The following is an 11,559-nucleotide window of genomic DNA, read 5'->3' on the forward strand; positions in this document are numbered from 1 at the left end:
GGGCACCCGCCGCTTCCCGGGCAGGTCGACGAGCAGGTTCTCGTCCTCGGCCAGACCCCTGGACACCTGATCCGGCGGGTGCAACAGGCGCACACCGTCGCGTGGAGCGACGAGGTCGGTCGTGTCATGACCGCACCGCAGTACGCGGTGATCAGTGCGTTGTGGGCCCACCCGGAAGGCATCGACCAGAGCACGGGCGCCGAGCTGGCTTCGGTGGACAAGTCGAGCATGGCCGACATCGTCCAGAGGCTGGTCAGGCGCGACTGGATCGCGCGCACGCGTGACGCGAACGACGCCCGCCGCCGGCTGCTGTGCCTGACCGACACCGTGCGCGACGAGCTGGTCAGCCTGACGCCGGCCGTGCGGCGGGTGCAGGATCGGCTGCTGGGACCGCTGCGCTCGACACAGGAGCGGGAGCTGTTCCTGTCCGGGCTGCGCGCGCTGGCCTACACGGCCGACCTCGAGGCGACCAGCGGGAAGTGACGGGAGGGGCCCGAGTCGTCGGCCGGGCCCGGCTCCCGATCACGCGGCGCGGGCGTCAGGAGCCGGCATCGGCCCGGTCGAGCTCGCCGAACTGCGCGTCGGCCTTGCGGAGCAGGTAGTCGTATCCCGCGGACAGCTGCGTGGCGCTCCAGAGGCCCCGCTGTTTGGCGGCCACGTCGGCCTCGGACGACCAGACGGCCGGGCCCCCGTTGACACTGGCCATCAGCTGGATGCGGCACGCCCGTTCGAGAAGGGCCGCGTGCATCACCGCGGTGGCGATGTCCGGTCCGACCGTGACCATCCCGTGGCCCGGGATCAGGCACCCGTTGGCACCACCGAGGGAGTCGGCGAGGGCGTCGCCGAGCGACCGCGTCGCGACGAGGTCGCTCGTGGCGGTGAACCGCACGACGTCCGGGGCCAGGAAGGGCACCGCGTCGTGCGACAAGGGCCTCAGGGGCACGTCGAGCGCGGCGAAGGCGGCCGCGGCCTCGCCATGGGTGTGCACGGTCGCCCCGACGTCCGGACGCGCCCGCAGGAGCGCGGCGTGGATGTGGAACTCGATGTGGCGCGGGCCGTCGCCGACGAGGATCTCTCCGTCGTCGGAGAGCAGCACCACGCGCGCGGGGGTGATCTCCTCCATCCCCCAGCCTGCGGCTTTCGTCCACAGGCCGCGGCCGTCCGGGTCGCGGACGGCGGCGTGCCCCCAGACCATGTCGGCCTGACCAGCAGCGCCGAGGGCGCGATGGGCGCCCACGATCTCGTGCGCGGGGGTGGATCCGTGTACCACTCGACTCTCCTCGATGACGCCTCGATCGACCCGACTGCTTCGACCGTATGCGGAGTAATGACCCTGGTCAACTGACAGACCAGCCATCTGTGCACCTAGCAGGCTTGACCTGGCCCGGGCGACGACGTAGCTTCGGAGGAGTTAGTCCGTATACATACAGTATTACGCCGGATCGGAGTGGAGATGGCTACACGGCGCTTCAGCGCTACCGACCCCGACCTGGACCAGCTCTACCAGCGACTCTCCGAGGGGTCGCTGCAGCCGTTGTGGGAGCTGTCGGGACTGCTCACCTCCGAACCCCGGGTCAGGGGCGTGCCCCACCGGTGGCCGGGAAGCGAGCTGCGCGAGCTGGGTAGCCGCGCGGGCGACCTCGTCCCCGTGGATCGTGGCGGCGACCGCCGCGTCCTGGCCTGCTGCAACCCCGGCCTGGGGGGTGCGCCGTACGCGGTGTCGACACTGTGGGCGGCGGTGCAGTACCTGCGTGGGCACGAGGTGGCACCCGCGCATCGGCACACGCCTGCCGCTCTGCGGTTCATCGTCGAGGGGCAGGGTGTGTGGACCCTGGTCGACGGCGACGCGCTGCACATGGGCACCGGCGACCTGGTCCTCACCCCCAGCTGGACGTTCCACGAACATCACAACCCGGGCCCCGAACCGATGATCTGGATGGACGTCCTGGACCTCCCGGTCGTCGCCGCGCTCGACGCCGTGTTCTTCGAGGAAGGCCCCTCGGAGGACGCCGACACCCGCACCGCGGCGCGGTCCGCGTCCGAAGGGTGGTTCGGCGGCGGCCCGGGCCTGGTGCCCGTGGCCGGGCCGCCGCTCCCGCAGCACCGCTCTCCCCTGCTCGCCTACCGATGGGCCGACACCGACCGGGCCCTCGACGCGGTGCTGGACACCGCCGGTGCGCGGTGGACGACCCTGCGCTACACCGACCCGGTCCGTGGCGGCGACGTCATGCCGACGATGCGGTGCGAGATCACCCGCGTGCTCGCCGGCGCGTCGACCGACAGTGTCCGCCAGACCGGCGGCCGGGTGCTGTGCGTGCTGCACGGCAGCGGCGAGGTCCACATCGGAGCCGAACGCTTCGACGTGGCACCCGGGGACATCCTGGCCGTCCCGTCCTGGACCCCCTGGTCGGTCCATGCCGCCGACGACGTCGACCTGTTCAGCACCAGCGATGCGCCCGTCCTCGACGCACTCGGACTGATGCGGGTCCAGAACCTCACCACCGGGCAGGACGGCACGGCCGCCCGCGGGGCCGACCACGTCACCGCCCTGCACCCGCACACCACGACGGACCTGTCCGGAGCGCACCGATGAGCGATCACGTCCACGTCCCGGCCCTCGTCGTCGGAGGCGGCATCGGAGGGCTGGCCACCGCACTCTCCCTCGCCCGCAGCGGGCAGCCGGTGCATCTGGTGGAGCGTTCCGCGGAGTTCGCCGAGATCGGTGCAGGACTCCAGTTCGGCCCCAACGCCAGTCGCGCACTCGACGCCCTGGGCGTGCTCGACGACATCGTGCCCGTGGCGGTGCAGCCGTCGAAGGCGGTGATGATGGACGCGCTGTCCGGCGAGCCGCTGACGACTCTGGACCTCGGGCCGTCCTTCACCGAGCGCTACGGCTACCCCTACCTGGTCCTGCACCGTCACGACCTGCTCGAGATGCTGGTCGAGCACTGCCGGCGCCATCCCCTCATCACCATGGAGAACCGGCGCGACGTCGTCGGTGTCGACCTGCGGCCCGACGTCGCCGTCGTGACGTGCGCCGACGGGACCGTCTACCGGACGCCTGCGCTGATCGGGGCCGACGGGCTGAACTCGACGTTGCGCCGCGAGGTCGTCGACGACGACCTCGTCTGCAGCGGGTACGCCGCCTACCGCGGGACCGTGCCCAGCCACCAGGCCGGCCACGCGATCGCACCCGACGACGTGGTCCTCTGGATCGGCCCGGGAATGCATCTCATGCAGTACCCGGTCCGGCGCGGGGAGCTCTACAACCAGGTCGCCGTCTTCCGCAGCCCCCGCTTCGCGGCCGGCCACACCGAGCCGGGCGACTGGGGCGGGCCCGAGGAGCTGGACGCCGCCTTCGCGACCGCCTCGCAGCCCGTGCGCGACGCGGTGGCGAAGATCGGCCGGAGCCGCAGGTGGTCCATGTTCGACCGGGCACCCGCGCCGACGTGGATCAACGGTCCGCTCGTGTTGACGGGCGACGCCGCGCACCCGATGCTGCAGTACCTCGGCCAGGGTGCCTGCCAGGCCCTGGAGGACGCCGTCGAGCTGGGGCACCGGTTCGCGCAGCACACCGTGGCCGGTGTGCCGGACGTGGCCCAGGCCTACCGCGAGTTCGAGCGTGTCCGCCTGCCCCGCGCCGCGCGGTGCCAGACCACTGCCCGGCCGTGGGGCGAGCTCTGGCACACCGACGCCCCCCTGCTCCTCGCCCTGCGGGACCGGGTCCTCACCCAGCGGGCCGCCGACGACTACCGCGAGCTGGACTGGCTCTACTCCCCGGCGCCGGTGGGGACCGCGGCACCCGCCCTGACCGCCTGACCAGAACGACCTGGAGCACACAGCATGCGCTATCTGTCCTTCCTCGACTCGACAGGCCGTCAGCGGGTCGGCGTGGTGCCGGCCGGCTCGGTGACATCCGCCCGCGACCTGACCGATCTGCTCCCGCCGGGCGACGCGAGCCCGATGCGGCGGCTCATCAACGCGCAGACCGACGTCGCCGCCCTGGTCGCCGCGGCCCCGGAGGTCGACGTCGCCTCGGTGCTGCCGGTCGTCCCCGACCCGGGCAAGATCGTCGCGGCGCCGGTGAACTACCGCGCGCACCAGGCCGAGATGAACGAGGCGAGCCACATCGACTCGCTCGGCGTCTTCCTCAAGGCACCCAGCTCGGTCATCGGCCACGGCGACGTCGTGCGCCTGCCCTACACCGACCGCCGGTTCGACCAGGAGGGCGAGTTCGCCGCCGTCATCGGACGCCGCACCCGCAACGTCGCCGAGGACGAGGCGCTCGGCGCCGTGTTCGGCTACACGACCTTGCTGGACATGACCATGCGCGGCGGTGAGGACCGCTCGGTGCGCAAGTCCTTCGACACCTTCACCCCGGTCGGCCCGACCGTCGTCACCCCCGACGAGGTCGCCCCGATCGACGAGCTCGAGCTGCGGCTGTGGGTCAACGACACGCTGCGCCAGCGGGCGGACCTGCGCGACCTGATCTGGGGCCTGCCGAGGCTGATCGCCTACGTCTCGTCGGTGATGACGTTGTACCCGGGCGACATCGTCACCACCGGGACACCGGAAGGCGTCGGCGAGGTCTACGACGGCGACCGTATCGACGTGGAGATCAGCGGGCTCGACCGGCTCGCCGTCGGGGTGAGTGATGCCGGCGCGGTCAGCTGCCCCACCCGCGGCGCCCAGCGCGGACCGGTCCCGCCTCGGGAGCTGACCCCCGTCGTCGAGCGCGGGACGACGTGACCAGCCCCGCCCTCGCGTCGGGTCTGCTCACCGACGACGGGCACGCCGTCGACCAGCTCGCCCCGCCGTCGGTCCTGGAGGCGGTGCGCTCACTGCTGCTCGCCGAGCGGAGCGCGAAGGACTTCGGCGACTGGGATGTGATGGCCAGGGCTTACGCCCCGCAGGCGCGGGTGCGGGTGTCCTGGTTCGATGGGACGGCCACCGAGTTCGTCGCCGGGGCGCGGGCGCGCGCGGACCGGGCGCTCGTCCGGTCCTTCCACGAGCTCGGCCCGGTGTCGGTGGTCGTCGCCGGATCGCGCGCCCTCGCCGACGCCTCGTGCGCGGTGCACCTGCGGGGGCTGCTGGGGGGTGTCGAGGTCGATGTCGTGAGCCGGGGCATCCTGCGCTGGCGGGTCGTGCACGCGGGCTGCGCGTGGCGGATCCGGTCCATGGACATGATCTACATCCGCGACAGTCTCAGCCCCGTGGTCGCGGGCACCGCGGTGCCGACGCCGCCTGGCGCGGCGGGCGCGCACCCGCACGAGGGAGCTCGGTCCAGCTACCGGTTCCTGCAGCAGCTCCTGACCGCCGCAGGTCATGGCGTGCCGGACGACCTCCCCGGTCTCGACCGACCCGATCTCGTCGAGCCGATCCTGACCGGGCATCGTCGATGGTTGACGACAGCCGAGGACAGCCGCGATGGCTGAGCCCACCCGGCCGCTGGTCTTGCACGGCTCCCGTTTCCACCACCTGGCGACCTCGCAGCGCGAGGCGGCCTCACCACGATGAAGGGACACCCCATGCCCGAGAGCCTCGAGGACAAGCTGCAGCGGGCCGGCGGCGCGGTGCAGATGCTGCGCAACTCGCCGGCCAACCGCTTCCGGTTCGACTACCCCGACCAGTACACGAACTGGCAGGACGAGCAGGCCGCGTGGACGAAGACGGCTGTCCTGTTCGACCAGTCCCATCACATGACGGACGTGTACTTCACCGGGCCCGACGTCGACCGGCTGCTCACCGAGACGGGCACCAACAGCTTCGCCACGTGGGGTCCGAACAAGGCGAAGCACCTCGTCGCGTGCACCGACGAGGGCAAGATGATCGGTACCGCCGTGCTGTTCGGCCTGGACAAGGAGCACGTGAGTGTGGTCGGCCCGACCCCGGTCGCCAACTGGCTCACCTACCAGGCCCGGACCCGCGGCTACGACGTGGAGGTCGTGCGCGACGAGCGCACCGCCGACCAGCCCGCGGGCGGCCGTCGCACGCTGTTCCGGCTCGAGATCGAGGGCCCCACGGCGCGGGCGATCCTGGAGAAGGCGCACGGCGCTGCGCTCGAACAGGTCAAGTTCTTCGCCATGACCGACTTCACGCTGGCCGGCCGGCCGGTCCGCGCGCTGTCGCACACCATGGCGGGCGTCCCGGGCGCCGAGTCGATGGGCATGGAGATCTGGGGCCCGATCGAGGACTACCAGGCCTGCTGGGACGCGCTCCTGCAGGCCGGCGAGGAGTTCGGCCTGGTCCGTGGGGGCGCGCTCGCGTACTACACGGGTGGGATCGAGTCCGGCTACGCGGCGCAGCCGACTCCCGCGATCTACACCGCCCCCGAGCTCACGGCCTACCGCGAGTGGCTGCCGGCGAACGGCTACGAGGGCAAGCTCAGCATCGGGGGCAGCTTCGCCTCGGACGACGCCGAGGACTACTACGTGACTCCGTTCGACTTCGGATACGGCCACCTCGTCCGGTTCGACCACGACTTCATCGGCCGTGCGGCGCTGGAGAAGGCGGCCGAGCAGCCGCGGCGCAAGAAGGTCTGGCTGCGCTGGAACACCGACGACGTCAAGCGCATCTACGCGTCGAGCCTGTTCGACGGGGACCAGCGGGCGAAGTTCCTCGACACTCCCCTGGGCCGCTACTCGCGGGTGCAGCTCGACGATGTGCTCGTCGGAGACCGGCGTGTCGGAGTCTCGACGCTGTGCGGCTACACGGTCAACATCGGCTCCTGGATGTCGGTCGGTTTCCTCGACGAGGACGTCGCCACGACCGGGACCGAGGTGACACTCGTGTGGGGCGAGGAGAACGGCGGAACGCCGAAGCGCAACGTCGAGCGTCACGTGCAGACGACCCTGCGGGCGCAGGTGCACACCGAGCCCCTGGTCGCGCATTGAGCAGGCCGACGCACCGGGCGCACGTCGACCCGACGTCCGAGGGAGAACCATCGTGACCACCACCGGCGCCGCGCCGGCGCAGAGCACGGCCAGCGCGGCCGCGCTGACCGCGGGCGGGCCCGAAGCGGCCGGGTTCGCCCCGTCGACGGGCGCGGCCCGCCTCGTCATCCAGGGAGCCGACCGACCGGGGATCGTGTCCGCCGTCTCGACGCTGCTGGCCGAGTACGGGGCGAACATCGTGTCGCTCCGGCAGTACTCGTCCGACGCCGTGGGCGGTCAGTTCTACCAGCGCACGGTGTTCGGGCTGCCCAGCCTCGAGTCGGCCCGCGAGGAGCTGGAGGCGGACCTGGACGCGGTCCTCGTCCGTGAGCTGGGGCTGTCGTGGACGCTGCACGAGGCGACGCACCGCAAGCGGGTGGCGATCTTCGCCTCCAAGACCGACCACTGCCTGCTCGACCTGCTGTGGCGGCACCGCCGCAACGAACTGCCGCTCGACGTCGCGATGGTCGTGTCGAACCACCCCGACCTCGCCGCCGAGGTGCACGGGTTCGGCATCCCCTTCCACCACGTACCGGTCTCCGGTGACAAGCGAGCGGCGGAGCAGGAACACCTGCGCCTGTTGGCGGGCAACGTCGATCTCGTCGTCCTCGCCCGCTACATGCAGATCATCTCCGACGACTTCCTCCAGCGGGTCGGGGTCCCGGTCATCAACATCCACCACTCGTTCCTGCCCGCGTTCATCGGTGCGGGCCCCTACCAGAAGGCGAAGCAACGCGGGGTGAAACTCATCGGTGCGACTGCGCACTACGTGACGAAGGACCTCGACGAGGGTCCGATCATCGAACAGGACGTGGTCCGGGTCTCCCACAACGACACCGTGCAGGACCTGGTGCAGAAGGGCGCCGACATCGAGCGGTCGGTGCTGTCCCGCGCGGTCCGGTGGCACTGCGAGGACCGCGTGCTGCGTGACGGCAACCAGACGGTGGTGTTCACGCCGTGACCGCCGTCGTCATCGATGGCCGCGAGATCGCACGGGACGTGCGGACCCGGGCAGCCGCGGGCGCGGACGAGTTCCGGCTCGCCCACGGCCGTGTTCCCGGCCTGGCCACCGTCCTGGTCGGGGACGACCCCGCCAGCGCGGTCTACGTCGCGAACAAGCGCAGGTCGGCCGCGGCCGCCGGGATCGCCGACTTCCACCACCACCTCGACGCGCAGACACCGGAGCCGGAGGTCGCCGCCGTCCTCGACGCGCTCGCCGCCGACGACCGGGTCTCGGGGATCCTGCTGCAGCTCCCGCTGCCGCGGCACCTGGACCCGGCGCGGCTCCTCGAGCGGATCCCGCCGGCCAAGGACGTCGACGGGCTGACCACCCTGAGCCAGGGACTGTTGGCCGGGGGCCGGCCCGGGCTGCGGCCCTGCACCCCGTCGGGCGTCGTCGAGCTGCTCGACGCCGCCGGCGTGGAGCTCGCGGGTGCCCGTGCGGTCGTCGTCGGTCGTTCGGTGCTGGTGGGCCGGCCGATGGCACAGTTGCTGCTGCAGCGCGATGCGACCGTGACGATCGCGCATTCGCGAACCAGGGATCTCGCCTCGGTCACATCGCAGGCCGACATCCTCGTCGCCGCGGCCGGAGTGCCGGGGATCGTCACCGGACAGCACGTCAAGGCCGGTGCGGCGGTGATCGACGTCGGCATCCACCGCACCGATTCCGGACTGGTCGGTGACGTCGCCTTCGACGACGTCGTCGGGTCGGCCGGGTGGATCACCCCGGTCCCGGGTGGCGTCGGCCCGCTGACGATCGCGATGCTGCTGACGAACACCGTGTCCGCGGCCGTCGCGGCGGCAGAGGGTGACCCCGCGCACGACGGGCCGGGCCGGTGACCTCGACCGGAACCCCTGACACGCGCACCGCGCTGCGCGGAGCCCTGCAGACCCTCGGCTACGAGGTGATGCCGTTCGCGAGGACCCACGACGCGGTCCGCGAGCACGTGCCGACGTCGATCCGGCTCACCGTGACCGCCTCGCCGCAGAAGGGGATCGACGCCACGGTGGAGCTGGCGCTGGCACTCGCGGCGGACGGGTACTCGGTGGCGCCGCACCTGTCGGCGCGGATGATCTCCGGTCCGGCGCAGCTGGACGACATCCTCGCCCGCCTCACCGCGAACGGTGTCCGGCGCCTGTTCGTCGTGGGCGGCGACGGAGAGGCGTCGGGGACCTTCACCGAAGCGCTCGGACTGCTGCGTGCGATCCGGGGCAGCGGTCACGATTTCGCCGACATCGGGATCGGCGGCTACCCGGAGGGACACGCCCTGATCCCACCGGAGCGGCTGAGCTCGGCGCTGGTGGAGAAGGCGGCTCTCGCCGACCACATCACCACCCAGATCTGCTTCGCCCCGGCCACGCTGCTGGCCTACTCGCGCAGCCTCGTCGAGCAGGGGGTGACACTCCCGGTCGTCGTCGGCGTTCCCGGTGCGGTGAGCAGGCAGAAGCTGCTGCGGATCACCGCGAGCATCGGCGTCGGGGACAGCGCGCGATTCCTGCGCAAGCAGAGCAGCCTGTTCTGGCGGTTCTTCGTGCCCGGCGGATACAACCCCACCTCGCTGGTCCGCGGCCTGCGCTCCGAGCTGGGCGGGAGCTCGACGGTGAGCGGGTTCCACGTGTTCACCTTCAACGACGTGGAGAGCACCGAGCGGTGGCGCCGACGCATGCTCGACCGGCTCGACGCCGTCTCGTAGACCGTGGGCACATCGGATGTCCGGGCGGCGGCGGGATTGAGGGGGTGAGCCACGTGCTGCGTGTCGGCACCGCGCCGCAGCGGCGAGCCGCGCCCGACTTCCACGCCCCGGGTGAGTGTCTGGTGATGGGGATTCTGAACGTCACGCCCGACTCGTTCTCCGACGGCGGGGCCTACTCGGAGGTGGATCGCGCGGTCGCGCGGGGGCGGCTGCTGGTTGCCGAGGGCGCAGACATCGTCGACGTCGGCGGGGAGTCGACACGGCCCGGCGCCGGACGCGTCCCGGTCGAGGAGGAGCTGGCGCGGGTCCTGCCGGTCGTGCGGGAGCTCGCCGCGGGTGGGGTCCCCGTCAGCATCGACACCTCCCGGGCTGCCGTCGCGGCGGCCGCGGTCGTGGCGGGCGCGGTGGTGGTCAACGACGTGACCGGCGGGCTCGGTGATCCACGGATGGCCGCGCTCGTCGCCGAGATCGCCGTGCCCTACGTGGTGACCCACTCCCGCGGGCCCAGCGTCCACATGGACCGGCGCGCGGTCTACGCCGACGTCGTCGCCGACGTCCGGTGCGAGCTGCTCATGCGGGTCGAGACGCTGACCGGGGCCGGGGTCTCCCCCGATCGGCTCGTGCTGGACCCCGGCCTCGGGTTCGCCAAGACCGCCGACCACAACTGGGCCCTGCTGGGCGGTCTCGACAGCCTCCTGAGCCTCGGGTTCCCGGTGCTGATCGGGGCCTCGCGCAAGCGGTTCCTCGCCGCGCCGGGCCGGCCGGACGCACCGGCGGCGTCGCGTGACGACGCGACGGCCGTGATCTCCGGGCTCGCGGCGGCAGCCGGTGCGACGTGTGTGCGGGTGCACGACGTCCGCCGGTCCCGGGAGGCCACGAGGGTGGCGCGCGCCTGGACACGGGCCCGGCAGCACTGAACGTCGCACGTCGATGCCTCCCCGCGTCCGGTTCGACACGACCCGGGCGAGGTCGCGGTGGATAATGCGCTGACGCTCGCGGCACCTCGCCGGCGGGCTGATGCGGAAGGGCGGCAACGTGGACCCCCGAGCTACGGAGACCGACCTCATGCCCGCCGCGTTCATCGGCCACGGGAACCCGATGAACGCGCTGGAGGTCAACCGCTACACCACCGCCTGGCAGGCGTTCGGCTCCGCCGTCCCCCGCCCGCGCGCGATCCTGGTCGTCAGCGCCCACTGGTATGTCAACGCGACCGCGGTGACCGCGATGCCCCGCCCACGCACCATTCACGACTTCTACGGCTTCCCGCAGGAGCTGTTCGACGTCGACTACCCGGCGCCGGGCCTGCCCGAGCTGGCCGACGAGATCAGCGAGATCGTGCGCCCGACCTGGGTGGGCGCCGACCACGACAGCTGGGGGATCGACCACGGCACGTGGTCGGTGCTGTTGCACGCCTTCCCCGACGCGTCGATCCCGGTCGTGCAGCTGAGCATCAACGCCGACAAGCCGCTCGACCACCACCTCGAACTGGGCGCGAAGCTCGCCGCACTGCGCAGGCGGGGGGTGTTGATCGTGGGCAGCGGCAACGTGGTGCACAACCTGAGGGCGATGGACTGGAGCCGCGCCGACGAGGGATACGACTGGGCCCGACGGTTCAGCGACGAGTCCCGCGAACGGATGCTCACCGAGCCGACCGAGTTCGCCACCCTCGACGCCCATCCGAAATTCCGGTCCGCGGTGCCGACACCCGACCACTTCATCCCGGCCCTGTACTTCGCCGGGCTCGCCGGCGCCGACGACGCGCCGGACCTGAACGTCCTCGTCGACGGCTACGCCTACGGTTCGCTGACCATGACCGCGTACACCCTCGGCCTCGACTGCACCCATGTCCAGGGAGCCGGCGGATCGCCGCTGCCGCCGGCGGACGTGCCACCGGACGGCTCGAACATCTGACACGCCGCGGCAGGAGGCAGGGT

Annotated in this window: 12 protein-coding genes; 11 read left to right on the forward strand and 1 reads right to left on the reverse strand. The window is 71.9% G+C overall.

Annotation, left to right across the window (positions count from 1 at the left end):
• The coding region (locus PSU4_RS20670; RefSeq protein WP_222596353.1) for a MarR family winged helix-turn-helix transcriptional regulator at positions 1–483 on the forward strand (483 nt) is incomplete at its 5' end.
• Positions 484–538: 55 nt separating this feature from the next.
• Here the strand turns inward: PSU4_RS20670 and PSU4_RS20675 are convergent.
• Positions 539–1,270 carry a class II aldolase/adducin family protein gene (locus PSU4_RS20675; protein WP_246115247.1) on the reverse strand — a complete coding sequence of 244 codons (732 nt, stop codon included), beginning with the start codon at positions 1,268–1,270 and terminating at the stop codon, positions 539–541.
• Between the two features lie 183 nt (positions 1,271–1,453).
• Here PSU4_RS20675 and PSU4_RS20680 point away from each other — a divergent pair, with 183 nt between their 5' ends.
• The 10 genes from PSU4_RS20680 (at position 1,454) to ygiD (ending at position 11,536) form a co-directional block, all read left to right on the forward strand.
• Positions 1,454–2,593: a cupin domain-containing protein gene (locus PSU4_RS20680; RefSeq protein ID WP_147110941.1), complete on the forward strand. Its 1,140-nt coding sequence runs from the start codon at positions 1,454–1,456 to the stop codon at positions 2,591–2,593.
• Positions 2,590–3,819, forward strand: a complete 1,230-nt coding sequence (locus PSU4_RS20685; RefSeq protein ID WP_147110944.1) for an FAD-dependent monooxygenase — start codon at positions 2,590–2,592, stop codon at positions 3,817–3,819. The genes PSU4_RS20680 and PSU4_RS20685 overlap by 4 nt, the downstream gene beginning before the upstream one ends.
• A gap of 24 nt (positions 3,820–3,843) precedes the next feature.
• Complete coding sequence (locus PSU4_RS20690) at positions 3,844–4,749, forward strand: fumarylacetoacetate hydrolase family protein (RefSeq protein WP_147110947.1); 906 nt, start codon at positions 3,844–3,846, stop codon at positions 4,747–4,749.
• The gene (locus PSU4_RS20695) at positions 4,746–5,435 is read left to right on the forward strand and encodes a nuclear transport factor 2 family protein (RefSeq protein ID WP_186817091.1); all 690 of its coding nucleotides are present in this window, start codon (positions 4,746–4,748) and stop codon (positions 5,433–5,435) included. Before PSU4_RS20690 ends, PSU4_RS20695 begins: the two co-directional genes overlap by 4 nt.
• A gap of 93 nt (positions 5,436–5,528) precedes the next feature.
• A complete protein-coding gene (locus PSU4_RS20700) occupies positions 5,529–6,893 on the forward strand; it encodes an aminomethyltransferase family protein (protein WP_147110953.1) in 1,365 nt (454 codons plus the stop codon).
• Positions 6,894–6,996: 103 nt separating this feature from the next.
• Positions 6,997–7,893 carry a formyltetrahydrofolate deformylase gene (gene purU / locus PSU4_RS20705; protein WP_147111039.1) on the forward strand — a complete coding sequence of 299 codons (897 nt, stop codon included), beginning with the start codon at positions 6,997–6,999 and terminating at the stop codon, positions 7,891–7,893.
• On the forward strand, positions 7,890–8,771 hold the full coding sequence (gene folD / locus PSU4_RS20710; RefSeq protein ID WP_147110955.1) for a bifunctional methylenetetrahydrofolate dehydrogenase/methenyltetrahydrofolate cyclohydrolase FolD: 882 nt from the start codon (positions 7,890–7,892) through the stop codon (positions 8,769–8,771). Before purU ends, folD begins: the two co-directional genes overlap by 4 nt.
• A complete protein-coding gene (locus PSU4_RS20715) occupies positions 8,768–9,625 on the forward strand; it encodes a methylenetetrahydrofolate reductase (RefSeq protein WP_246115248.1) in 858 nt (285 codons plus the stop codon). Before folD ends, PSU4_RS20715 begins: the two co-directional genes overlap by 4 nt.
• A gap of 125 nt (positions 9,626–9,750) precedes the next feature.
• Positions 9,751–10,542, forward strand: coding sequence for a dihydropteroate synthase (gene folP, locus PSU4_RS20720; protein ID WP_147111045.1), 792 nt, complete (start codon positions 9,751–9,753; stop codon positions 10,540–10,542).
• Positions 10,543–10,690: 148 nt separating this feature from the next.
• On the forward strand, positions 10,691–11,536 hold the full coding sequence (ygiD, locus tag PSU4_RS20725; protein ID WP_147110958.1) for a 4,5-DOPA-extradiol-dioxygenase: 846 nt from the start codon (positions 10,691–10,693) through the stop codon (positions 11,534–11,536).
• Positions 11,537–11,559 lie beyond the last annotated feature (23 nt).

It is taken from the genome of Pseudonocardia sulfidoxydans NBRC 16205 (genome assembly GCF_007989085.1).
In the GTDB taxonomy this organism is placed as follows: Bacteria; Actinomycetota; Actinomycetes; order Mycobacteriales; family Pseudonocardiaceae; genus Pseudonocardia; species Pseudonocardia sulfidoxydans.

What these genes read in the sequence shown, in the direction of transcription:
- PSU4_RS20680 (WP_147110941.1), top strand. Translation starts at nt 1,454, where the DNA reads ATGGCTACACGGCGCTTCAGCGCTACCGACCCCGACCTGGACCAGCTC.
- folP (WP_147111045.1), top strand. Translation starts at nt 9,751, where the DNA reads ATGGGGATTCTGAACGTCACGCCCGACTCGTTCTCCGACGGCGGGGCC.
- PSU4_RS20700 (WP_147110953.1), top strand. Translation starts at nt 5,529, where the DNA reads ATGCCCGAGAGCCTCGAGGACAAGCTGCAGCGGGCCGGCGGCGCGGTG.
- PSU4_RS20685 (WP_147110944.1), top strand. Translation starts at nt 2,590, where the DNA reads ATGAGCGATCACGTCCACGTCCCGGCCCTCGTCGTCGGAGGCGGCATC.
- PSU4_RS20690 (WP_147110947.1), top strand. Translation starts at nt 3,844, where the DNA reads ATGCGCTATCTGTCCTTCCTCGACTCGACAGGCCGTCAGCGGGTCGGC.
- ygiD (WP_147110958.1), top strand. Translation starts at nt 10,691, where the DNA reads ATGCCCGCCGCGTTCATCGGCCACGGGAACCCGATGAACGCGCTGGAG.